Here is a 22,412-nt window from a genome sequence, read left to right as displayed (position 1 = left end):
GGCATCACGCGTTCGGCAGGTTGCGGGCGAGCGCTTCCAGCACCGCCATACGCACTGCCACACCCATTTCGACTTGTTCACGGATCAGCGACTGCGCGCCGTCGGCGACGAAGGTGTCGATCTCGACACCGCGGTTCATCGGGCCGGGATGCATCACCAGCGCATCCGGCTTGGCGTAGCCGAGCTTCTTCTGGTCGAGGCCGAAATAGTGGAAATACTCGCCCGACGACGGCACGAAGGAGCCGTTCATGCGCTCGCGCTGCAGCCGCAGCATCATCACGATATCGGCGCCGTTCAGTCCCTCGCGCATGTCGCGCGCGACCTCGACGCCCATCCGCTCGATGCCGGGCGGCAGCAAGGTCGAGGGGGCAACCACGCGGACGCGCGCGCCCATGGTGTTGAGCAGGAAGATGTTGGAGCGCGCGACGCGCGAATGCAGCACGTCGCCGCAGATCGCGATCGTCAGCCCCTCGAGCCGGCCCTTGTTGCGCCGGATCGTCAGCGCATCGAGCAGCGCCTGGGTCGGGTGCTCGTGGCTGCCGTCGCCAGCGTTGATCACGGAACCGTCAACCTTGCGCGCCAGGAGCTCGACCGCGCCGGAGGCGTGGTGGCGTACCACCAGGATGTCCGGGTGCATCGCATTCAGCGTCACCGCGGTGTCCATCAGGGTCTCGCCCTTGCGGGTCGACATCGACGACACCGACATGTTCATGACGTCGGCGCCCAGGCGTTTTCCGGCGATCTCGAACGAGGACTGGGTCCGGGTCGAGGCCTCGAAGAACAGATTGACCTGGGTGCGGCCGCGCAGGCTGGCGCGCTTCTTGTCGACCTGGCGGTTGAGCTCGACATACTCCTCGGAGAGGTCGAGCAGGCCCGTGATGTCGTCAGCGGAAAGGCCCTCGATACCCAGCAGATGCCGGTGACCGAGGACAAAAGTCGATTTCAATGATGGGGTCATTAAAGCGAGAGCTATAGGCGCGGATGGCCGGTGGGGCAAGCGCGAAGAGGGCTCGCGGGAGTTTTCCCCGAGTAAGATGTCGCCGCCTTCTCGGCAGTCCTGCCGGGGCTCGCCGCGGGACATCCGCGCCTTGCTTTTGCGGGGATTTCCGGAACAAGACGTGGATGGCCGGGCACAGGCGGAGCGGCAGCGACGCTGTCCTCCTGACGGGCTATACCCGGTCCGTGACGCCGGAGCGAGACCTCGTGAAAATTGTCGTGATCGCATGGATGGCCATCGCGTTGATCCCGGGGGCGATCGCGCCTGTCTTCGCTCAGAACTTGCCCGGCGACTTCGCGTTCCTCCGCGACATCGACCCGACCATCATCCAGGACATCCGCTACGCCAGCGCGAACAATTTCATGGGCCGGCCGATCGCGGGCTATGGCGCGGCGGAATGCGTGGTGAAGCGGCAGGTGGGGCTTCGCCTCAAGGCCGTGCAGCAGGAACTGGCCCGGCAAAGACTGTCGCTGAAGATGTTCGATTGCTACCGGCCGGCCCGCGCCGTCGCCGACATGGTGGCATGGTCGAGGAACGGCACCGAGACCGCCGCCGAGCGGCGCTACAACCCGGCCTTCTCGAAGGCGGACCTGTTCCGCCTCGGCTATATCGCCACCCATTCGGGGCATTCGACCGGGGGCGCGGTCGATCTCACGCTGGTCGATCTTGGTGCCGACAACGCGCGCAAGTTCGATCCGGCCAGGGATTATGCCGACTGCACCGCGCCGGCCGCCGCGCGCGCCCCGGAGGGCAGCGTCGACATGGGTACCGGCTACGACTGTTCCGACGTGAAGGCGCACACCGCGACGGGCTCGATCACGCCGGCGCAAAGACGCTGGCGCGCCATGCTGGTCGCGGCGATGGCCCGGCAGGGGTTCGCGAACTATGCCAAGGAATGGTGGCACTTTTCGCTGCCGGGGGCAGGCGGGCCGGCCTACGACTTCCCGATCGTCCGGGCGCGATAGGGCATTTTCCTCAAATCCGAAGCATTTTCGCAAGACGATGCTTGTCATCGCAAAAGTAGCCGAGCGCGCTTTCAACACTCCTTAATTGTGGCCCTATGAAGTGCGGGCAACACGGGAGCATGCAGCATGCGGTTCGCAGCCATCGCAATTGTTGTCGTCGGCGTCGCCGGCGTCTTGATCTACGATCGACACGACAAGAGCGCGAATTATCAGCGCGTCGATGCCCGCATCAGCGGTGTCAGCGAACAATGCTATCTGGAAAAGGTCGAGCGCGGCGTCATCACCAAGACGACGTGGACCTCCGACCTGACCCGGTGTGAGATCGCCGAGCTGCTGCGCAAGGAGCATCCGAAGTGGCAGGGCTATGACCTCAAGCACAAGATCGAGGTGAAGGTCGTCTATGTCTCGCCGGTCGACGGGGCCACGCACCAGTCGAGCCTGCAGATGTCCTATTTCCCCAATGGCAAGCCGCTGCGCGCCGGGGACGTGTTTCCTGTCCTTGCCTCCAAGACCAAGGCGAACAAGACGCGTTCGATCTGACCACCACGGTTCGACGGGACGGGAGCACAACCATGCGCCTTGGCCTTTACGGTGTGATCGCTATCGCCGTCGCGAGCTTCTATGTCTACGGCGAGCTCGACAAGCGGCTGAACTTCCGGCCGATCGACGCGCGCGTCAGCAGCGTCAAGGAGCAATGCTACATGGAGAAGACCGAGGGGGCGCGAAGCTCGACCTCCGATCTGTTGCCGTGCGAGCTTACCGAGTTGCTGGCGCGCCATCATCCGAAATGGCTGGGCGCCGACATCAAGCACAAGATCGAGATCCGGTTTGCCTACATCTCGCCGGTGGACGGCGCCGCGCATGAGTCCGACCTTCAGTTGGCGGCCTATCCCGATAACCGGCAACTCAGCAGCGGCGACATTTTTCCTGTCCAGGCTTCCAGGAAGGAGGCGAACCGGACCCGCGCCAATGACTGGGTCGACCGCTGGCTCGGCCGCCATGCGCCCAAGCGCGCAAGCATCTAAGGCATGGAAGCATCCAGCAGACCTGTACTTTTCGCTGCCCCGCGCCGGCTCGCAGGCTTATGATCCTCCGATTCCATTGCGCCGCGGCTGGCCCGTGATCCCGGCCGGAGGAGGCCGGTTGTCCGGGCCGCATGCGTATAGACCAGTTCCCGAGGAGACCATGACGCAGGCTCCGTTTGCCACCCACGACGTCTTCAACCAGTCGCCGCCGTTCGAAAATGTCGACCTGTTCACGGTGGATGCGCCGCTCGCCGCGGCGGTTGCCGCCAATGGCGGGGCGGCGGCAACGGCTGAGCTGTCCGATTTCGGCAAGCATTGGGGATCCGCTGCCATGGCGGAGCGCGGCCGCGTTGCCAACGAGAACACGCCGAAGCTGCGTTTGTTCGATGCCAGGGGCAATCGCCGCGACGAGGTCGAGTTTCATCCGGCCTATCATGAGCTGATGACGCACTCCGCACATGCCGGCGTGCACAATTCGACCTGGGCCACGGACGGCAAGCCGGCCGGCGGAGCGGCCGAGGTGGTGCGTGCGGCAAAGTTCTACATCGCTTCCCAGGTCGAGACCGGCCATCTCTGCCCGATCACGATGACGCGCGCCTCGGTCGCGGCGCTGGCCTCGCAGCCGGACATTCTGGCGAAGACGATGCCGGTCATCGGAACGCGCGCCTACGACCCCACCTTTGCGCCGTGGTGGACCAAGCGCGGCATGACCGTCGGCATGGGCATGACCGAAAAGCAGGGCGGCACGGATGTGCGCGCCAACATGACGCGCGCCGAGCGCGACGGCGGCGCCTGGCGTGTCACCGGGCACAAATGGTTCATGTCGGCGCCGATGTGCGACGCCTTCCTGGTGCTGGCGCAGACGATGGACGGGCTGGGCTGTTTCTTCATGCCGCGCTTTGCGCCCGACGGCACGGTCAATGCGATCCACTTCCAGCGCCTGAAGGACAAGCTCGGCAACCGCTCCAACGCCTCGTCGGAGGTCGAATTCCACGGCGCTCATGCCGAGCTGATCGGCGAGGAGGGCAAGGGCATCCGCACCATCATCCAGATGGTGCAGCTGACGCGGCAGGATTGCGCGATCGCCTCCGCCGGGCTGATGCGCTCGGGGCTGGCGCACGCGCTCAATCACGCGCGGCACCGCAGCGTGTTCCAGAAACATCTCGCCGACCAGCCGCTGATGCAAGCGGTGCTGTCGGACATGGCGTTGCATGTCGAGGCGTCCATCGCGCTGGTGTTGCGGCTCTGCCGTGCTTTCGATCGCGCGCCGGCCGATGCGGGCGAGGCCGCCTATATGCGGCTGCTGACGCCGGCGATCAAATACTGGACCTGCAAGAGCGCGCCCGGCTTCCTCTATGAGGCGATGGAGTGCCTCGGCGGCAATGGCTATGTCGAGGAAGGCATTTTGGCGCGCCATTACCGGGAGTCGCCGGTCAACGCGATCTGGGAGGGTTCCGGCAACGTGATGTGCCTCGACGTGCTGCGCGCGCTCGGCCGCGAGGCCGATGCCGCACTCGCGGTGCTCCGCGCGCTCGCCGACGAGACCAGGGGGCTGCCCGGCGCCGCTGAGGCTGTTGCCTCGATCGGGCAGTCGTTCCGGCGGCCGGACAGCGAGCGCGTCGCCCGGCTTGCGGTCGAGCAGTTGGCGCTCCTGGCGGCAACCGCGGCGCTCAACCAGGTCTCGCCGAAAAACGCCGAGCTGTTCGCGGCGACACGGCTTGCCGAACGCCACGCCGGCATGTACGGCGCCGTGGACTTATCCGATGCCGATCAGCGCGCGCTGCTGGCGCGGGCGCTGCCATGACCACATTGACCACCGTCATGCCTGGCCTTGTGCCGGGCATCCACGTCTTTGCTTCGACAGGGCAAGGAAAGACGTGGATGGCCGGGACATGCCCGGCCATGACGAATTGATAGAGCCGAGGTTCGCTGATGGATTCTCTCACACCGCAAGACGCGACTGCCGCTATCGAACCGCCGCCGCTCCCCCCGCGGGTCTGGAAATTCTGGGGCACCGCGCTGTGGGGCCTTCTGATCTTCGCCGCGATGTTCGTCGGCCAGGTCACGGTCATCGTCTGGCGCATCGTCGCGCAGGGCGGGGAGGTATCGACGGCCGGTATCACCCATGTGGTCGCCGACGGCCTGACGATCTCGCTCTCGGTCCTCGCCGGCCTGCCGATGGTGCTCCTGGTGCTGTGGTTCGCGATCCGCCGGACCCGGATCCCGTTCGCCGACTACCTCGGGCTGCGCGGGACGTCGTGGAAGAACGTGATCATCGGCGTCGTCGCGCTCGTCGTGCTGGTCGGAGCCTGGGACATGGTCTCCCGTGCCGCCGGCCGCGAGGTGGCGCCGGGCTTCATGGGCGACGTGCTGAAATCGGCGCAGGAGCACAGCGCGCTGTGGCTCCTGGTGATCGCCTTCGCCGTCGCCGCGCCGCTCTGGGAGGAACTGTTCGCGCGCGGCTGGCTCTATCGCGGCTGGTCGGAATCCGCGCTCGGACCCTATGGCGCGATCCTGCTGTCGTCGATCGTCTGGACCGTGATGCACCTGCAGTACGACTGGTTCTTCCTCTGCCAGGTGCTGACGATCGGCCTCCTGTTCGGCTATCTGCGCTTCCGCACCGGCTCGACCTGGCTGACCATCCTGCTGCACGGGTTGAACAATTTTGCGGCGACGATCCAGACCTGGTGGCTGGCGGGCTGAGAGTTCCCTATGCTAGGTTGAAGCTAGGCCCACCTTCGCTGCAAAATTGTTGCAGAAAAAATCCATATGTCGAACTTCGAAAATGCCGGCGCGCGGACACCTGCTTCGGCTCCGCCGCTGCGGACCTGGGATTTCTGGGAGACGGCATTCGTTATCCTGATCGCCTATGGGGTTTTTACGCTGGCAGGAGGTTGGGCCATGACGATCATCATCGCGGCGCAAGACGGCGTAGCCAGGATGTCGCCAGCTCAATTGCGGGATTTCGCGGCCCAGGGGCGATGGTACGGCGCTGGCCTTACCGTCGCGAGCCCGCTAACGATTGGCGTGCTCTGGATCGCGATCCGGAAGGTTCGCCGTGGGTTCGCAGAATATCTCGCGCTCAACTGGCCGAGCACGGCCGAAGTCATGCGCGCATTTGCAATCTTCGCCGGCATTCTGCTCGTTGAGTCGGTCATCAAATGGTGTGTCGGCGACGACGGCTCCGCGTTGGATGACCAGCGCATGTACGTGGTCAACGGGGCGGGCGGCCTGCTGATCTTTCTCATCGGTACCTGCATTGCCGGACCCGTCATGGAAGAATTCCTCATCCGCGGCTTCTTGTATCGCGGCTGGTCAGAGTCGTTTCTCGGTCCGATTGGAGCGATCGTACTGACCGCCTCCGTCTGGGCGATGACCCACACACAGTACGACGTTTATGGGAAGTTGGAGATTTTCGGGATGGGATTGGCCCTGGGTTATTGCCGTTGGCGCAGCAACTCAACCTGGCTGACGGTCATGATGCATTCTGCACTCAACACTTACATCTGCTTCGTGACAGGCCCGTACGTCTAGGGCCCAACGGCTGCGATCACGATTGGCATCGTGATGTCCGGGATCGTCTGCGGCGTGATCATCATCCGGAACCAGCGCCGGTGCGTCGCCAGCCATCGGAAGGATGGAGGATGCCAGCGGCCCCCTCGAGTGCTATGATCTGAATCAATGAACGAGCGCGGGCCGGACTGAAATCAGGCAGCGGCGGCTGCCGTCGTGCGAGCTCTTCTCATGGCTATCCTGATCCGAGCAATCCTGGCCGGCGTCGTCGCGCTGGCGTCTCTCGGCGCCATCACGCAGAAAGTGCGCGACCAGGGCGTCACCGACACCGAAATCCGCATCGGCAATGTCATGCCGTATAGTGGCGCGCTGGAGATTTTCGGCCAGATCGGCAAGGCGGAAGCCGCCTATTTCGAGATGATCAACGAACGCGGCGGCGTCAATGGCCGCAAGATCCGGTTCATGTCCTACGACGATCTGTCGGATCCCTCCAACGCCATGGATCTCACGCGCATTCTCGTCGAGACCGACAATGTGCTTTTGATGTTCGGTTCGTTCGGCACGCCGGGGAATCTGGCGGTGCGGAAATATCTCAACGAGCGGCAAGTCCCCCAGCTTTTTGTTGCCTCCGGCGATCACGATCTCAGCGAGCCGTCGCTCTATCCGTGGACCATGGGCTGGCAGCCTTCGTACCGCGAGGAAGGGCGCATCTATGCCAACTACATCCAGGCTTTCTACCCCGGCAAGAAAATCGTGGCGCTTTGGGAGAATGACCAGTTCGGGCGGGAATTGTTCAAGGGACTGGTGCAAGGGCTGGGTGACGTCGCCCACAACATCAGGGTCGACATCGCCTATGATGTCGACGATCAGCATCTGGACGGCCACGTCTCGATCCTGAAGCAATCGGGCGCCGAGGTCTTTGTATTTGCCGGAGTGCCGGAAAATGCCGCCAAGGTGATCCGGGCCGCGGCCGACCACGGCTGGCGGCCGGTGTTTGTCGTGAACCAGATGGCGTCATCGATCGAGACGGTGCTCAAGCCGGCCGGCACGGAGAATGCGACCGGCGTCATCACCGCCGCGTTCCTGAAGGATGCGAGCGATCCGGCCTGGAGAGAAGAGCAGGGCGGCTGGCACAGCTTCCTGGACAAGTATGCCAAAGCCGGCGGCAAGGATGACGCGGCGGCAGTCTACGGCTATGCCGCCGCCGAAACGATGGTCGAGGTGCTCAGGCAATGCGGCAACGACCTGTCGCGCGAGAACGTCATGAAGCAGGCTGCGGCGCTCAGGGATTATCAGGCGTCCGCCTTGCTCCCCGGCATCAAGATCAACACCGCTCAGTTCCGCCCGGTCGAGCAATTGCGGTTGCTTCAGTTCGACGGCCGTAGCTGGCAGCCGATCGGTGATGTGCTCGATACGGCGTTCGTCGGTTCGTCCGGGAAATAGCGACGATCAGGAGAAGCCGTACGAGCCGCGCCCGACTGTTGCAGGCCTTCGCTGCTTGCTGAAGCGCAAGGGCGAGTTGTGGCGCTGCTGCGACCGGCGGGCCGGTCTGTTGCGGGAGAGCGCGCGCCGCCCGGCGCGACGCGGCTACGAAAGAAATGACTTGTTGCGCGGATGGTACAGGAGCCTCCGGCCAAATCAGGTACATTGATACTGTATTGAAAGACTTTTCATCACCCGGAGCATTGCGTTGGCGTCAGACGCAGTCAGTCTGGCTGATACACCAAGTGTAGCGCACGCGGCGGCTGCTACAGCGCCATTTTGCGTGAAGATCGTGACGCGCGACGAAATCGCCGGTTGTCCCGCGTGGGTTGCCAGTTTTGCCGACCTGCGCAAGGATCACCGTTACTACGAGATCCTGGAGGATACGCTCCGCGAGCGTGTCGAATACCGGTACTTCGCGATCATCGACCGGGCGGGCTGTCTCCACGCCGTCCAGCCGTTTTTTCTTCTCGATCAGGACGTTCTCGAAGGACTCGGAGCGGAATGGCAGCCGTTGCTGGCGCGCATCCGACGCTTCGTTCCCGGGTTTCTCAGGATGCGCACCCTGATGGTCGGATGCTTCGCCGGGGAAGGGCATCTGGCGGGATCAAGCACGGTGCCGTCCGGCAAGATCGCGGAGATTCTTTGCAGCGAAATCGTCACGCTCGCAAGATCGTGCCGGGCGCAGCTCATCGTCCTGAAGGAATTCCCCGCGCGCTACCGGCCAGTGCTGGATTGTTTCGTCCGGCGCGGCTTCGCCCGCGCGCCGAGCATGCCGATGACGGCGCTCAATATCGAGCACGACGACTTCGATGCCTACATGCAAAATGCGCTGCCGCGGTCGGCGCGCTGGCAGCTCCGCAAGAAATTCAAGGCAACCGACGGTGAAGCCATCGCTCTTACCGTCACCGACGACGCAAGGGATGCCGTCGACGAGATCTATCCGCTCTACCTGCAGGTCTTCGACCGTTCGAAATTCCGGTTCGAGAAACTGACAGCCGACTATCTCCGCCGGCTCGGCAGCGACATGAAGGACAAGGTCCGCTTCTTCATCTGGCGCCGTGGCGGGAAGGTGATCGCCTTCAGCCTTTGCATGGTCGAAGGCGACAGTTTGTTCTGGGAGTATGTCGGCCTCGACTATGGCGTCGCACTCGACCTTCATCTTTATTACTACACCATTCGCGACATGATGAATTGGGCGATCGCCAACGGTTACAGGTGGCTTCGAAGCACGGGTCTCAGCTACGAACCGAAATTCCGGATGCGGCATGACCTCGATCCGCTCGACCTCTATGTGCGGCTTCGCTCTCCGCTTCCGAACGCGATCTTCAGGCTTCTGTTGCCCTGGATCGTACCGGCCCGCTATGACAAGACCCTGCGCAAGTTCGCGAACTATCGCGAAGTCTGGTAGCAGCCGATAGGCGCGGCGCTATTCCAGGCCGCTCGGATACGCCCTCTATGACCCCACCGCGGCGATCACGATCGGCATCGTGATCGCCGCCAGAATCGTCTGCAGCGTGATGATCTGGGCGAGCAGCGGCGCGTCGCCGCCCATTTGGCGCGCCAGCACATAGGCTGACGGCGAGGTCGGCACCGCGGCGCAGGCTGCGACGATGGCGAGATTGGACCCGGCAACGCCGAACCCCACCGCGAGCGCGACGGTCAAGACGGGCATCAGCACGAGTTTCAGCACCAGCGCGATACTAGCGGCGAGGCTGAGCCGGAAGATGCCTTCCAGATGCAGCCCGGCCCCGGTGACGAGCAGGCCGATCGCCAGCGACGAGCCGCCGAGCGCGTCGGCGACGTCATGCCAGATCTGCGGCAGCGGGACGTGCGCGACATTGATGACGAGCCCGATGACGCAGGCCCAGATCAGCGGGTTCTTCACGACCGTCGTCACGATGACGCCGGTCGAACGCTTTTCGGACGAGGCATATTTCGCCAGCACGGCGACGCTGAACACATTGACCAGCGGGATGATCGCGACCATCGCGACCGAAGCCAGCGCAAGGCCTGTGCTGCCATAGAGATTGCGCGACACCGACAGCGCGACATAGGTCTGCCAGCGGGTCGCGCCCTGGAAGATCGAGGTGAAGGCGGGACCGTCGACCCCGGCGCGGGCCAGCGGGCCGCGCAGCGCGAGACAGAACAGCGACATCACCAGCGCCGCGAGCAGCAGCGCGCCGCCGGCACCCGCGACCGGCACCTTGATCAGGTCGGCCTTCACCAGTGTCTGCACCAGGAGCACCGGGAACAGCACGTAATAGGTCAGCCGCTCCAGCCCATGCCATTGCGTATCGAGCGGCATCAGCGTGCGCTTCAGGACGAAGCCGAGCACGATCAAGAGGAACACCGGCAGCAGCGCCGCGATCACCACGGCCATGGTCAGCGCTCTCCGCGCAGCTTCGCGAGCCGGTCCAGCGCACCCTGCAGGATGAAGATCGCGGCGTGCTCGTCGATCACCTCGGCGCGCCGGGCGCGGCTGACGTCCATCCCGATCAGCTCGCGCTCGACCGCCGCGGTCGAGAGCCGCTCGTCCCACAGCCCGATCGCAAGCGCGGTGAGGCCGGCGAGGTTGCGGGCAAATGCCCGGGTCGATTGCGCGCGCGGGCCTTCGCTGCCGTCCATGTTGATCGGCAGCCCGAGCACGAAGCCGACGGCGTTGCGTTCGGCGGCGATCGCGAGCAGCCGCGCCGCGTCGGCCTTGAACTGTTTGCGCTGGATGGTCTCGACGCCGGTCGCCAGCCGCCGGTCCGGATCGGAGGCGGCGACCCCGATGGTCTTGGTGCCGAGGTCGAGGCCGACAAGCGCGCCGCGCTCGGGCCAGTGCGGCGCAGCTTCGATCAGGGGAAGGATGGGGGCGGGCATGCCCTTGCGATTAGCACGCGGCCGCGCGCCGAGGCAAAGCCCGGCGGCGGGCGGGCGTCCATGCGAAAACGCCACAGCGCGGGGAGCGGGCGGCCCGCGTAAGTCGGCGACCGGCTCGGGTCACGGTCACATCAACCGGCTTGGCCGCATACACCCAAAACGTTCGTGTTGTGACAAACTGTCGTTGTGATTGTGGTTCAGTTTGTGAGGGAGGTCACATGATACGCGTGAATTTCTGTTACGATATTACGTCAAGTTGTGATCCGGGGCAGCAATCGACCCGTTTCGGCCGGTCGTTTCATTGACGTGAATTCGCAAGGCTTTCACGGCGCGCCATTTTATTTTTGATTTTGAACGGAGAGCATCATGCTGATCAAGCCGACACTCGTTACCGCATCGGAGCAGCGTCTCAAGCAGGCGGATTTCTCGCCGGCAGTAGACTTTCGAATGACTCCAGATCTGCGATCGCGATGAGTTCAAGTCATGTGCTGAAGCAATCGCAGTCTTGCACATAATTTTTCCAGGAGTGAAAATGATTGAGAACCGCAAATCCTCTGAATTGAGGAAAACCTTCCGATCAGCGCAAGCCTCAAAGTTTCTCTCTAAGCATCATCTAACGCCAGAAGGCATCGATCGATATCTAGACGCGCGCGATACGTTCGATACAGCGACGATTGTCAGCACTCCGCCAAACGTCAAAGAACCAGACTTCCCGATCGTCGGAGCTAACACCGATCCGAAGACTCGGCGTACCGTCAACGATAGCAATTTCGAGGCCGACATGAGCGCGGCTCTGAGCGGTTTAGGCGTCGCCGGGTACTCTATGCGCGTGCGTCGCCGCGGACAAACTGTCTTCACCCTAAATGGCGGGTCAGCAAGGATTTCGCCTGACTCAGATGCAAAGAACTGGGACACGACTATCAAAATGCACGTGGCCAGCGTCAGCAAGCTTGTTACGTCGATGGCGGTTACGAAGCTCCTGCTCGACAAGGGTATCGATGTCGACACCTCGATAACAAACTTTCTGCCACGCCATTTTCGGGTTGCTCCGACCTCGCGGCAGATCACCCTCCGCCATCTGCTCACCATGACTTCAGGCTTTCGCCAGATCCAATATGGAGGACTAAACGACGGCTATACTTATTACGATTTTAAACAGTACGTCGAACGCGGCGTCGATCCGGCAAATTTCGGTCAGTGGAGTTATCATAACGGCAACTTCATCGGTCTTCGGATCGCAATGGCAGTCATGTCAGGCATGATCGATCCTAATGCTGAGTTTGGCGTTCCAGAAGACCCCGATGCACATGATACGCTTTGGGACGCCCTCTCGGTTGATGATTACGTCAAATACGTGAGCCGCAATATTCTGAGGCCCGCCTCCGTCACTGCAAAAATCCATCCCGCCGACGAGGACAGCCTAGCCTATTCCGCATCACTTCGAGCGCCAGGCTGGAAGGCCGACCCCTGGTTAGGTGCCGGTACCGACGCCTGGTGGTTCTCTGTCGATGAGATTCTTAGCATCATGTCGGCTTATTGGGACGGTGACGGGATTGTTCGCAAGTCCGCATCGCATCAAGCTCTTCGCTATAACTTCGGTCTTGACGACACGAAGGAGTGGCAGCTCTCGGACGGCGTACAGGACTGCTTCATGAAGAGCGGTTACTGGTCAGATGGCATGAGTCGAACGCAACAATGTTCGGTCACCTTCGCGCCAAATGATACTTTAATCGCTGTCTTCGTGAATTCACCCATCGCCTCGACGAACATCCCAAGCATCGTCGAAAGGCATCTGCAGGCAAACATCAGTTAGCGGTCCAACGAACAAGAGCGCGCCACCGCAGCCGGCTGCGAGCGGAGCGGCTGGCGCCCGTCGCCTTCCAGGCGCTCGTCCACAGAGACAACGGATCCTCTCCTCAATGAGACATGCAGTAGTTCTGTTTTGTGTGAAGACCGGTCGGGGAACGAGCGGCAAATCGCCACGGTCAACAGATGTCTGCCTCGGTTAGAGTCAGCCCGGGCATGAAGAGTTTTTGGAGACACTGATCGTGCCGATCCCCCAATTGTGATTGCCCCGCCGGTCAGGCGGCGATCACCCGCTCGTCGCCGGGAAGGCACGCGGCCAGTCCCTGCAAGGCGCTGTACTGATGCGCAGTGCGGCGCTGGATGAACAGCGTCTCGACACGCGCATGCTGCGGGTTGAGCTTGTGGATGTTGATGTCGCGCTGGACGTGATCGCGCTCGACGACGGCGCGCGGCAGCAGGGTGACGCCCATGTCGGCGGCGACGCAGCCGACCATGCCGTCGAGCGTGCCGAACTCGAAGCGGACGGCCGACGGCCAGCCGAACTCGGTGAACACCTGTTCCAGACGCTGCCGGTAAGTGCAGCCGGTGCGGAACACCAGCGCGGTCGGGCCCGACTCCGGTGTGCCGGCGCGCAACGCGGCGAGCGATTTCCAGCGCTGCGCGGTGACCAGCACCAGTTCCTCGGTGAAGGCTGATGTCGCCGACAGTTCGGCATGCTCGATCGGACCGGCGACAAAGGCGCCGTCGAGCGAGCCGTCGAGCACGGCGGCCACGAGGTCGGCGGTCGGCGCGGTACGCAAAGTCAGGCGCACCGCCGGATAACGGCGATGAAACTCGGCGAGCAGCGTCGGCAGCCGCACCGCGGCCGTGGTTTCCATCGAGCCGATCGACAGCGGACCCTTCGGCTCGCCATCGTCGCGCGCGGCGAGCACGGCTTCGCGCGACAGCGCCGCCATGCGCTGCGCATAGGGCAACAGGCGGCGGCCGGCGCCGGTCAGCGACATGCCGCGGCTGTGGCGCTCGAACAGTGCGGTGCCGATCTCGGCCTCCAGCGCCTTGATGCGCTGGGTGACGTTGGATTGCACGGTGTTCAGCTCGTCGGCGGCCCGGGTGATGCCGCCGAGCCGGGCGACCGTGGAAAAGGTGAGCAGGTCGGTCAATTCCATCTGGGACCACCGTTCTGATTTAGAGATGGTAGCGTTCTCTAGTATTCATTATCCGAGAATGTTAGGCCCGCTTAGGCTGCAAGTCCAGAACAGCAAGTCCAGAACAGGGAGCAAGCGCATGCCGATCAGCACCGAATTGACGGCACGTCTGGGCATCGAGCATCCGATCCTGCTCGCGCCGATGGACACGATTGCCGGCAGCGGGCTGGTCAAGGCGGTCAGCGATGCCGGCGGCTTCGGCATTCTGGGCGGCGGCTACGGCGACAAGACGCGGCTGCAGACCGAGACCGCGAAGCTGAAGGGGTTTGCAAAGCCGTTCGGCATCGGCTTCATCACCTGGAGCCTCGCCAGGCAGCCCGAGCTGATCGACATCGCGCTGGAGGCGAGGCCGCGCGCGGTGATGCTGTCATTCGGCGATCCCGCGCCATTCGCGCCGAAGATCAAGGCCGCAGGCGCGCTGCTGATCTGCCAGGTGCAGAGCGAGGAGATGGCACAGCAGGCGCTCGATTGCGGCGCCGATATCCTGATCGCGCAGGGCACCGAGGCGGGCGGTCACGGCGCATCGCGCACCACGCTCGACATCGTGCCGGCGATCATCGATTTCGCGGCGAGGCGCGTGCCTGTCGTCGCGGCCGGCGGCATCGCGGACGGCCGGGGCCTCGCGGCGATGATGATGCTCGGCGCATCCGGCGTGCTGATGGGAACGCGCTTCTACGCCAGCGTCGAGGCCGACGCGGCCGAGCAGGCCAAACAGCTGATCTGCGCGGCAAGGAGCGGCGAGACGGTGCGCGGCGTGGTGTTCGACTGGTCGCGCAAGCTGATGTGGCCGGCGCCATTCACCGCGCGTTCGCTTGCCAACGATCATCTGCGGCGCTGGAGCGGGCGCGAGATCGAGCTGATGCAGCGTGCGGACAAGGTCGCGGTGGAGTATGCCGCCGCAAAGGCCGCGGCCAATTTCGATGTCGCCGCGGTGTTTGCCGGCGAGTCCGTCGGCCTGATCCATGATATCGTCCCGGCGGCCGAGATCGTCGGCCGTATCGTCGCCGAGGCCGAGCAATCGTTGCAGGGCCGGCGCAACTCTCTTTCCTCTTTGACCTGAACAAGCGCGAGACACACCATGTGGCCGGACCGCCGGATTATCGACCTCTTCAAGACTGAATTCCCGATCGTGCTGGGGCCGATGGCGGGCGTGATGGATGCGGAGCTTGCGACTGCGGTCGCACAGGGCGGCGGCGTCGCCTCGCTGCCGTGTGCGATGATCACGCCGGACAAGGCGCGCGAACAGGTCCACATCTTCCGCCAGCGCGTTTCGGCACCGATCAACCTGAACTTCTTTTGTCACAAGGCGGTCGACGCCGATCCGGCGCGCGAAGCGATCTGGCGGCAGCGGCTCGCACCCTATTATCGGGAGCACGGGCTCGACCCGAACGCGCAAATCAATGCCGCGAACCGCGCGCCGTTCGATGCCGCGTTCTGCGCTGTTGTCGAGGAGCTGAAGCCCGAGATCGTCAGCTTCCATTTCGGCCTGCCGGAGCCGAAGCTGCTTGAGCGCGTGAAGGCGACCGGCGCCGTCATCCTGTCGTCGGCGACGACGGTCAAGGAGGCGATCTGGCTCGAGGAGAACGGCGCCGATGTCATCATCGCGCAGGGTGCGGAGGCCGGCGGCCATCGCGGCATGTTCCTGACCGAGAACATCGCCCAGCAGCCGGGCACTTTCGCGCTGGTGCCGCAGGTGGTCGATGCGGTGAGGGTGCCCGTCATCGCAGCCGGCGGCATCGCTGACGGGCGCGGGATCGCGGCGGCGTTCGCGCTCGGCGCATCAGGTGTGCAGATCGGCACCGCCTATTTGCGCTGCCCGGAGTCCAAGGTCATTCCGGCGGCGCGGGTGATGCTGGCGCAGGCGAGCGACGAATCGACCGTCATCACCAATGTGATGACCGGCCGCCCGGCGCGCGGCGTCGCCAACCGTCTGATGCGCGAGGTCGGGCCGATCTCGCCCGACGCGCCGGCGTTCCCGCATGCCGCGACCGCCCTCGGACCGCTCAAGGTGGCGGCCGAAAAGCTCGGCAAGGTCGATTTCACCAATCTGTGGGCCGGGCAGGCAGTGCGGATGGGCAAGGAAATGCCGGCGGCCGACTTGACCCGGGCGCTGGCCGGCGCCGCGTTGGCGCGGATGGGGACTCTGTCTCAGGCCTGACGCGCGAGCTCTTTCAGACGAGGCAGGCCACGTAGAGGATCGCGAACCCCAGCGCCGTGCCGATCGACCACAGGGCGGGGTCCCAGCCCTCCGGGCGGGGGCTGCCGTTGAGCATTGACATGACGCGCTCCGAACTTTTTGTTTGGATCAAGTAGGCGCCGTGAATGTTTCGGGACCACTTCGCGGCGGCCGCGAAGTGGTTTCGTCATGCGTTTCGCAGCCGAAATGCGTGGCAGGATGTCTTCCCCGGTCGCCGGATGGCTCCAAAGCCCCGTTGGCGGGCAAATTCACGCGGTTGCGGCGCAAAACCGGCCTCTGCTATACGGCAGGCTGACCTTTCAGCCTGACCTTTCAGCCCCGAGGCCCTATATAATGTCCGTAGACGCCACGACCGTCCGCCGCATCGCGCATCTGGCGCGGATCGCGGTCAGTGACGCCGAAGTTCCCCATCTCCAGGGCGAGCTGAACGCGATGCTGGCCTTTGTGGAGCAGCTGTCGGAAGTGAATATCGACGGTGTCGAGCCGATGACCTCGGTGACGCCGATGGAGATGAGGAAGCGCGCCGACGTGGTCAATGACGGCGAGATCGCCGACGTCATCGTCCGCAACGCGCCCGACACCGTGAACGACTTCTTCCTGGTGCCGAAGGTGGTCGAGTAACGTAAGCATCGCATTTTCAAGCGAAGTGGATACCGGTTCGCGTGAAGAAAACGCGTCAAACAAAAGCGACAAAGTCCAATGTGTCTGCTGTGCGACGATGAGAAGGCCTACAAGGCCTATATGGACTTCCTCGATGCCATGGAGCGCAAGGGGAAGGTCGCCGATCCCAACGCGGCGATGGACGCCGTGCTCGACCATCTCGAGGCGCTCGACGCCGAGCGAGCCAAGGAAAATGCCAAAGCCCGGCAGGACGACCCCGCCAACGACAAGACCCTGTCTCCGTTCTTCTGCAGCCCGATCAATAAATGACTGATTTGACATCGCTGACGATCGCCGAGGCCCGCGAGGGCCTGGCGAGCAAGTCTTTCACCGCTCGCGAACTGACCGATGCGCATCTCGCCGCGATCGAAGCCGCGCGCGTGCTCAATGCCTATGTGCTCGAGACGCCCGACCGCGCCCGCGAGATGGCCAAGGCCGCCGACGCGAAAATTGCGAAAGGCGAGGGCGGTCCTCTCGCCGGCATCCCGCTCGGCATCAAGGACCTGTTCGCGACCCGCGACATCAGGACGACCGCGTGCTCGAAAATCCTCGGCAATTTCATTCCGCCCTACGAGTCGACGGTGACTTCGCAGCTGTGGCGCGACGGTGCGGTGCTGCTCGGCAAACTCAACAATGACGAGTTCGCGATGGGCTCGTCGAACGAGACCTCGTGCTTCGGCCCGGTCACAAACCCGTGGCGGCGCGAGGGCTCCAACACCACGCTGGTGCCGGGCGGCTCGTCCGGCGGCTCGGCTTCGGCGGTGGCGGCGGCTCTCTGCATGGGCGCGACCGCGACCGACACCGGCGGCTCGATCCGCCAGCCCGCCGCGTTCACCGCAACCGTCGGCATCAAGCCGACCTATGGCCGCTGCTCGCGCTGGGGCATCGTCGCGTTTGCGTCCTCGCTCGACCAGGCCGGCCCGATCGCGCGCTCGACGCGCGATGCCGCGATCCTGATGCGCTCGATGGCGGGGCACGATCCCAAGGACACCACGTCGGTCGACATCGCCGTGCCGGATTACGAGGCCGCGGTCGGCAAGTCCGTGAAGGGCATGAAGATCGGCATCCCCAGGGAATATCGGCTCGACGGAATGCCGGCCGAGATCGAAAAGCTCTGGAGCGAGGGCGCGCAGTGGCTGAAGGCCGCCGGCGCCGAGCTCGTCGAGGTGTCGCTGCCGCACACCAAATATGCGCTGCCGGCCTATTACATCGTGGCGCCGGCCGAGGCCTCGTCGAACCTCGCGCGCTATGACGGCGTGCGCTACGGGCTGCGCGAACCGGGCAGGAACATCATCGAGATGTACGAGAACACCCGCGCCGATGGTTTTGGCGCCGAAGTGCGCCGCCGCGTGCTGATCGGCACCTATGTGCTGTCGGCCGGCTACTACGACGCCTATTATCTGCGTGCGCAGAAGGTGCGGACGCTGATCAAGAAGGACTTCGAGGACTGCTTCGCCAAGGGCGTGAATGCGATCCTGACGCCGGCGACACCGTCGGCGGCGTTCGGCATCGGCGAGAAGGGCGGCGCCGATCCGGTCGAAATGTATCTCAACGACATCTTCACGGTGACCGTGAACATGGCGGGCCTGCCGGGCATCGCCGTGCCCGCCGGCAAGGACTCGCAAGGCCTGCCGCTCGGCCTGCAACTGATCGGCCGCCCGTTCGACGAGGAGACGCTGTTCTCGCTCGGCGAGGTGATCGAGCAGGCCGCGGGCCGCTTCACGGCGCCCAAATGGTGGTGAGCGATGGCGGATTTCCGCGCCAGTCTCGCTGACACCGCGCCTGATGCGGCGCTGTCACCGCCGCTCGCCGCGTTGTGGTGGACGAAGAAGGGCGATTGGGATCAGGCGCACCGCATCGTGCAGGACGAGAGCGACGCCAACTCGGCCTGGGTGCATGCCCATCTGCATCGCGTCGAGGGCGATCTCGGCAATGCCGGCTACTGGTATCGCCAGGCCGGCCAGCCGGTCGCAAAGGACACGCTCGAGGCCGAGTGGGAGCGGATCGTTGCCACGCTGCTGGCGTAGCGCGGCTAAAGGACGCCGGTGCGGAGGCACCGCGAGCATTAACCCTGTTTCGGCCGCCATGCCGCCGCCCAGATTGGCCGTGATAGGCTTATGGAACCGGGCGGGGGCCAGCGGCAAAAGAGAGTATTCGTGCGTGGGTCGGGCATAGGGGGATGGCTGTCGGCAATGCTGGTGGCCGTGGTGGCGGCGGGCCTTGCCGGCTGCGCCTCCGTCTACAATCTGCCCGGCAATGTGCCGCTCGGCGCCGCGCTCGCCGACAACAGCAGCGCCCGCGACATTCCGGCCTACGAAGATGATCTGCTGCTCGCGCTGTCGTTCTCCGGCGGCGGCACCCGCGCGGCGGCGTTTTCGTTCGGCGTGCTGGAGGAGCTTGACCATACGCGTTCGAGCGCGGCGGGCACCAAGACGCTGCTCGACCGCGTCGACTTCGTCTCCGGCGTCTCCGGTGGATCGGTCACCGCCGCCTATTTCGGATTGAAGCGCCGCGCGGCGCTCGACGATTTCCGCCAGCGCTTCCTGCTGCGCAACGCCGAGGAGGGACTGAAGACCCGGATCTCGCTCGGCAATATCGGGCGCGCGCTCGGCGGCGGCGTCAACGACAGCCAGTTCACCGACTGGCTCGATCAGAATTTGTTCGACGGCGCGCGGTTCGAGGCATTGGCCGACGATCGCCGGCCGCGGGTCTGGATCAACGCGTCGGATATCTACAACCGCACGCCATTCGTGTTCGGCAAGACATCGTTCGATGCCTTGTGCAGCGACATCAGGTCGTATCGTGTCGCCGAAGCGGTGGCGGCATCCGCCGCGGTGCCGCTGGCATTCGCCCCGATCGTGCTGCAAACCTATCCCGGCGGTTGCGCCGCGCCGCTGCCGGCCTGGCTCGAGCGGGTGCGCAACGATCCGAATGCCCAGCCGTTGCTGCGCGCCTATGCGGAGGCCCAGGCGCATTACCGCGACGGCTCGATGCGCTACGTCAAGCTGCTCGATGGCGGCCTCGTCGACAATTACGGCCTGTCGGGGCTGAGCATCGGCTTGCTCGCCGCGCAGCGTCCGTACGAGCCGCTGAACGAACGGCAGGCGGCCAAGCTGAAGCGCATCCTGTTCCTGGTGGTCGACGCCGGCCGCGGCATCTCCGGCGACTTCGTGCAGACGCTCGAAGGGCCGAGCGGCGTCGAACTGGTGTCCGCAGCCGCCGACACCGCGATCGATGCCAGCGTGCGCTCCAGCTACGCCGCCTTCACGGCGCTCGCCGAGGACTGGTCCGGCAAGCTGAAGCGCTGGCGCTGCGGGCTGTCGGCGGCGGAGCGCAGCCGGCTCGGCGTCGGCGCCGGCTGGAAATGCGGTGACGTCGCGATCTATGTCGAGCGGCTCGGCTTCGACCGGCTCGGACCGGACCGCGCCGGCATCCTGAACGCGATCCCGACGCGGCTGTCGCTGCCGCCGGAGCAGGTCGACCAGCTGATCGCGGGCGGCGCCGACGCGCTGCGCTCGAGCAAGGCCTATCAGCAGTTCCGGCGCGGGCTCTAGATTTCGGCCGCCCATCGACACCGTCTATCCTCATCCCCGCGCAAAGGCTTCGCCTTTGTCGCTGGAGGAGCTTGCGAAGCAAGCGTCTCGAAGGATGTAGGTCGCCGGCGGGGCCTCATGGTTCGAGACGCGCGTTCCGCGCTCCTCACCATGAGGGGGTCCATAGGTGCAAGGCGGCTTGACTGGCGCGATTGGTTGCGCGAAGCCCAATCCATCCCAGATATCCTTTATCCGGAAACCGAGATCCATGACTGCATCTGCCGCCCCGCACAAACTGATCAAGAGCGCCACCGGCGATTGGGAGGTCGTGATCGGCATGGAGATCCATGCCCAGGTCACCTCGAACGCAAAGTTGTTCTCCGGCGCATCGACCGCGTTCGGCGGCGACCCCAATTCCCATGTCTCGCTGGTCGATGCCGCGATGCCGGGCATGTTGCCCGTGATCAACGAGGAGTGCGTCCGCCAGGCGGTGCGCACCGGTCTCGGGCTGAATGCGAAGATCAACCTGCGCTCGGTGTTCGACCGCAAGAACTATTTCTATCCGGACTCGCCGCAGGGCTACCAGATCAGCCAGTACAAGTCGCCGATCGTGGGCGAGGGCGAGGTGTCGCTCGAGCTCGACGGCGGCCGCAGCGTCACGATCGGGATCGAGCGGCTGCACCTGGAACAGGACGCCGGCAAGTTGCTGCACGATCAGTCGCCGACGATGTCCTATGTCGACCTCAACCGTTGCGGCGTCGCGCTGATGGAGATCGTCTCCAAGCCCGACATCCGCGACGCCGAGCAGGCCAAGGCCTACGTCACCAAGCTGCGCTCGATCCTGCGCTACCTCGGCACCTGCGACGGCGACATGGAGAAGGGCAATTTGCGCGCCGACGTCAACGTCTCGGTGCGCCGCTACGGCGAGACCGCGTTCGGCACCCGCTGCGAAATCAAGAACATGAACTCGGTCAACTTCATCGGCCAGGCGATCGAGTACGAGGCACGGCGTCAGATCGAGATCATCGAGGACGGCGGCTCGATCGACCAGGAAACCCGGCTGTTCGACCCGAACAAGGGCGAGACCCGATCGATGCGCTCCAAGGAAGAGGCGCACGACTACCGTTACTTCCCCGATCCCGATCTGTTGCCGCTCGAGTTCAGCCAGGCCTTCGTCGACGATCTCAAGGCGCAGCTGCCGGAACTGCCGGACGAGAAGAAGTCCCGTTTTATTACGGGCTTCGGCCTGTCGCCTTATGATGCGAACGTGCTGGTGGCCGAGCGCGAGAGCGCGGAGTTCTACGAGACGGTGCTGTCGGGTCTTGCCGACAAGGCGCGCGACGGCAAGCTCGCCGCCAACTGGGTGATCAACGAACTGTTCGGTCGTCTCAACAAGGAAGGCGTCGAGATCGCAGCCTCGCCGGTGTCGGCGGAGCAACTCGCCGCGATCGTCGACCTGATCGGAGAGGGAACGATTTCCGGTAAGATCGCCAAGGACTTGTTCGAGATCGTCTGGCAGGAAGGCGGCGATCCGCGCGCGCTTGTCGAGGCGCGCGGCATGAAGCAGGTCACCGACCTCGGCGCGATCGAGAAGGTGGTCGACGACATCATCGCGGCCAATCCCGACAAGGTCGAGCAGGCGAAGGCGAAGCCGCAACTGGTCGGCTGGTTCGTCGGTCAGGTGATGAAGTCGTCGGGCGGCAAGGCGAACCCGCAGGCGGTCAACGACCTCTTGAAGTCGAAGCTCGGCATCTGAACAACAGGACAATGATGTTGTCCTTGGCGCATGATCGAACCGGATCATGCTCCCTTGCATGCTCCTTCGTCACCTGCGGCGTCGTCGCGCGCGCGTGAACGCGGCGTGATCCTGCCTCACACCCTCCGTTCACGGTCGCACCAGCGTGATCGGCGCCGAATCGCCGAAACCGCGATTCGTTCGCAAATCCGGTTCGGATGACCTCAAACGAGGCAAAACCCGTCTTACCCACGAAAATTTTTTCGTTGCCAAAAATTACGACTCGGCGTCGGCGACGCGCCGCTTTTCGTCGGCGCTCGCGACTCAACGCAATGACGGTCGCGCGTCGATCGCTTGAATGCGAATTCAAGAAAGGCCTGCAATACAAGCGTTTCCTGCAACGTTGACAAATGCCGATGTCGGCGG

Annotated in this window: 21 protein-coding genes; 17 read left to right on the top strand and 4 right to left on the bottom strand. The window is 64.2% G+C overall.

Going from position 1 to position 22,412, the window contains the following annotated elements; genetic code table 11:
* Positions 1-4 precede the first annotated feature (4 nt).
* Positions 5-958 (bottom strand): aspartate carbamoyltransferase catalytic subunit, encoded by a 954-nt coding sequence (locus tag XI02_RS25595; protein ID WP_026192854.1) that lies wholly within the window; start codon positions 956-958, stop codon positions 5-7.
* 269 nt (positions 959-1,227) lie between these two features.
* Here XI02_RS25595 and XI02_RS25590 point away from each other — a divergent pair, with 269 nt between their 5' ends.
* The 8 genes from XI02_RS25590 to XI02_RS25555 all read left to right on the top strand — a co-directional run bounded on the left by XI02_RS25590 (position 1,228) and on the right by XI02_RS25555 (position 9,393).
* A complete protein-coding gene (locus XI02_RS25590; RefSeq protein ID WP_172649159.1) occupies positions 1,228-1,962 on the top strand; it encodes a M15 family metallopeptidase in 735 nt (244 codons plus the stop codon).
* Between the two features lie 126 nt (positions 1,963-2,088).
* Complete coding sequence (locus XI02_RS25585) at positions 2,089-2,502, top strand: hypothetical protein (protein WP_018271972.1); 414 nt, start codon at positions 2,089-2,091, stop codon at positions 2,500-2,502.
* 32 nt (positions 2,503-2,534) lie between these two features.
* A complete protein-coding gene (locus XI02_RS25580) occupies positions 2,535-2,987 on the top strand; it encodes a hypothetical protein (protein WP_016843964.1) in 453 nt (150 codons plus the stop codon).
* Between the two features lie 160 nt (positions 2,988-3,147).
* Positions 3,148-4,791 (top strand): acyl-CoA dehydrogenase family protein, encoded by a 1,644-nt coding sequence (locus XI02_RS25575; protein WP_018271971.1) that lies wholly within the window; start codon positions 3,148-3,150, stop codon positions 4,789-4,791.
* 128 nt (positions 4,792-4,919) lie between these two features.
* Entirely contained in the window at positions 4,920-5,690 is a 771-nt protein-coding gene (locus XI02_RS25570; protein ID WP_018271970.1) for a CPBP family intramembrane glutamic endopeptidase, read from the top strand.
* A gap of 66 nt (positions 5,691-5,756) precedes the next feature.
* Entirely contained in the window at positions 5,757-6,521 is a 765-nt protein-coding gene (locus XI02_RS25565) for a CPBP family intramembrane glutamic endopeptidase (RefSeq protein WP_018271969.1), read from the top strand.
* A 210-nt stretch (positions 6,522-6,731) separates the two neighbouring features.
* Positions 6,732-7,943, top strand: a complete 1,212-nt coding sequence (locus XI02_RS25560; RefSeq protein WP_018271968.1) for an ABC transporter substrate-binding protein — start codon at positions 6,732-6,734, stop codon at positions 7,941-7,943.
* A 331-nt stretch (positions 7,944-8,274) separates the two neighbouring features.
* On the top strand, positions 8,275-9,393 hold the full coding sequence (locus XI02_RS25555; RefSeq protein WP_244620832.1) for a GNAT family N-acetyltransferase: 1,119 nt from the start codon (positions 8,275-8,277) through the stop codon (positions 9,391-9,393).
* Between the two features lie 45 nt (positions 9,394-9,438).
* Here XI02_RS25555 and XI02_RS25550 read toward each other — a convergent pair whose 3' ends face one another.
* On the bottom strand, positions 9,439-10,365 hold the full coding sequence (locus tag XI02_RS25550) for an AEC family transporter (RefSeq protein WP_018271966.1): 927 nt from the start codon (positions 10,363-10,365) through the stop codon (positions 9,439-9,441).
* 2 nt (positions 10,366-10,367) lie between these two features.
* Positions 10,368-10,850: a Holliday junction resolvase RuvX gene (gene ruvX / locus XI02_RS25545; RefSeq protein WP_018271965.1), complete on the bottom strand. Its 483-nt coding sequence runs from the start codon at positions 10,848-10,850 to the stop codon at positions 10,368-10,370.
* Positions 10,851-11,382: 532 nt separating this feature from the next.
* On the opposite strand from ruvX, the gene XI02_RS25540 reads away from it, so the two are divergent.
* Complete coding sequence (locus XI02_RS25540) at positions 11,383-12,663, top strand: serine hydrolase (RefSeq protein ID WP_018271964.1); 1,281 nt, start codon at positions 11,383-11,385, stop codon at positions 12,661-12,663.
* A 268-nt stretch (positions 12,664-12,931) separates the two neighbouring features.
* Here XI02_RS25540 and XI02_RS25535 read toward each other — a convergent pair whose 3' ends face one another.
* Positions 12,932-13,822, bottom strand: coding sequence for a LysR family transcriptional regulator (locus tag XI02_RS25535; protein WP_016843973.1), 891 nt, complete (start codon positions 13,820-13,822; stop codon positions 12,932-12,934).
* Positions 13,823-13,940: 118 nt separating this feature from the next.
* Here XI02_RS25535 and XI02_RS25530 point away from each other — a divergent pair, with 118 nt between their 5' ends.
* From XI02_RS25530 to gatB, 8 genes are all read left to right on the top strand, one after another.
* Positions 13,941-14,921, top strand: a complete 981-nt coding sequence (locus XI02_RS25530; RefSeq protein WP_018271963.1) for a nitronate monooxygenase family protein — start codon at positions 13,941-13,943, stop codon at positions 14,919-14,921.
* Positions 14,922-14,939: 18 nt separating this feature from the next.
* Positions 14,940-16,019 (top strand): nitronate monooxygenase family protein, encoded by a 1,080-nt coding sequence (locus XI02_RS25525; RefSeq protein WP_018271962.1) that lies wholly within the window; start codon positions 14,940-14,942, stop codon positions 16,017-16,019.
* 372 nt (positions 16,020-16,391) lie between these two features.
* Positions 16,392-16,679 (top strand): Asp-tRNA(Asn)/Glu-tRNA(Gln) amidotransferase subunit GatC, encoded by a 288-nt coding sequence (gene gatC, locus XI02_RS25520; protein WP_016843980.1) that lies wholly within the window; start codon positions 16,392-16,394, stop codon positions 16,677-16,679.
* A 78-nt stretch (positions 16,680-16,757) separates the two neighbouring features.
* Entirely contained in the window at positions 16,758-16,988 is a 231-nt protein-coding gene (locus XI02_RS25515; RefSeq protein WP_016843981.1) for a hypothetical protein, read from the top strand.
* On the top strand, positions 16,985-18,460 hold the full coding sequence (gene gatA, locus XI02_RS25510) for an Asp-tRNA(Asn)/Glu-tRNA(Gln) amidotransferase subunit GatA (RefSeq protein ID WP_018271960.1): 1,476 nt from the start codon (positions 16,985-16,987) through the stop codon (positions 18,458-18,460). The genes XI02_RS25515 and gatA overlap by 4 nt, the downstream gene beginning before the upstream one ends.
* 3 nt (positions 18,461-18,463) lie before the next feature.
* Complete coding sequence (locus XI02_RS25505; RefSeq protein ID WP_018271959.1) at positions 18,464-18,745, top strand: hypothetical protein; 282 nt, start codon at positions 18,464-18,466, stop codon at positions 18,743-18,745.
* A gap of 165 nt (positions 18,746-18,910) precedes the next feature.
* Positions 18,911-20,272, top strand: coding sequence for a patatin-like phospholipase family protein (locus XI02_RS25500; protein WP_016843984.1), 1,362 nt, complete (start codon positions 18,911-18,913; stop codon positions 20,270-20,272).
* Between the two features lie 247 nt (positions 20,273-20,519).
* Positions 20,520-22,007 (top strand): Asp-tRNA(Asn)/Glu-tRNA(Gln) amidotransferase subunit GatB, encoded by a 1,488-nt coding sequence (gatB, locus tag XI02_RS25495; protein ID WP_018271958.1) that lies wholly within the window; start codon positions 20,520-20,522, stop codon positions 22,005-22,007.
* Positions 22,008-22,412: the final 405 nt, after the last annotated feature.

Source organism: Bradyrhizobium sp. CCBAU 21365, assembly GCF_015291305.1.
Classification (GTDB): domain Bacteria; phylum Pseudomonadota; class Alphaproteobacteria; order Rhizobiales; family Xanthobacteraceae; genus Bradyrhizobium; species Bradyrhizobium elkanii.
The sequence above is the reverse complement of the archived record's forward strand: the minus strand, read 5'-3'. Positions and strand labels throughout refer to the sequence as shown.

Bases quoted from the DNA above. Each gene is read 5' to 3' on its own strand.
- XI02_RS25595 (WP_026192854.1), bottom strand. From the start codon at position 958: ATGACCCCATCATTGAAATCGACTTTTGTCCTCGGTCACCGGCATCTG.
- XI02_RS25590 (WP_172649159.1), top strand. From the start codon at position 1,228: ATGGCCATCGCGTTGATCCCGGGGGCGATCGCGCCTGTCTTCGCTCAG.
- XI02_RS25585 (WP_018271972.1), top strand. From the start codon at position 2,089: ATGCGGTTCGCAGCCATCGCAATTGTTGTCGTCGGCGTCGCCGGCGTC.
- XI02_RS25580 (WP_016843964.1), top strand. From the start codon at position 2,535: ATGCGCCTTGGCCTTTACGGTGTGATCGCTATCGCCGTCGCGAGCTTC.
- XI02_RS25575 (WP_018271971.1), top strand. From the start codon at position 3,148: ATGACGCAGGCTCCGTTTGCCACCCACGACGTCTTCAACCAGTCGCCG.
- XI02_RS25570 (WP_018271970.1), top strand. From the start codon at position 4,920: ATGGATTCTCTCACACCGCAAGACGCGACTGCCGCTATCGAACCGCCG.
- XI02_RS25565 (WP_018271969.1), top strand. From the start codon at position 5,757: ATGTCGAACTTCGAAAATGCCGGCGCGCGGACACCTGCTTCGGCTCCG.
- XI02_RS25560 (WP_018271968.1), top strand. From the start codon at position 6,732: ATGGCTATCCTGATCCGAGCAATCCTGGCCGGCGTCGTCGCGCTGGCG.
- XI02_RS25550 (WP_018271966.1), bottom strand. From the start codon at position 10,365: ATGGCCGTGGTGATCGCGGCGCTGCTGCCGGTGTTCCTCTTGATCGTG.
- ruvX (WP_018271965.1), bottom strand. From the start codon at position 10,850: ATGCCCGCCCCCATCCTTCCCCTGATCGAAGCTGCGCCGCACTGGCCC.
- XI02_RS25540 (WP_018271964.1), top strand. From the start codon at position 11,383: ATGATTGAGAACCGCAAATCCTCTGAATTGAGGAAAACCTTCCGATCA.
- XI02_RS25535 (WP_016843973.1), bottom strand. From the start codon at position 13,822: ATGGAATTGACCGACCTGCTCACCTTTTCCACGGTCGCCCGGCTCGGC.
- XI02_RS25530 (WP_018271963.1), top strand. From the start codon at position 13,941: ATGCCGATCAGCACCGAATTGACGGCACGTCTGGGCATCGAGCATCCG.
- XI02_RS25525 (WP_018271962.1), top strand. From the start codon at position 14,940: ATGTGGCCGGACCGCCGGATTATCGACCTCTTCAAGACTGAATTCCCG.
- gatC (WP_016843980.1), top strand. From the start codon at position 16,392: ATGTCCGTAGACGCCACGACCGTCCGCCGCATCGCGCATCTGGCGCGG.
- XI02_RS25515 (WP_016843981.1), top strand. From the start codon at position 16,758: ATGTGTCTGCTGTGCGACGATGAGAAGGCCTACAAGGCCTATATGGAC.
- gatA (WP_018271960.1), top strand. From the start codon at position 16,985: ATGACTGATTTGACATCGCTGACGATCGCCGAGGCCCGCGAGGGCCTG.
- XI02_RS25505 (WP_018271959.1), top strand. From the start codon at position 18,464: ATGGCGGATTTCCGCGCCAGTCTCGCTGACACCGCGCCTGATGCGGCG.
- XI02_RS25500 (WP_016843984.1), top strand. From the start codon at position 18,911: ATGCTGGTGGCCGTGGTGGCGGCGGGCCTTGCCGGCTGCGCCTCCGTC.
- gatB (WP_018271958.1), top strand. From the start codon at position 20,520: ATGACTGCATCTGCCGCCCCGCACAAACTGATCAAGAGCGCCACCGGC.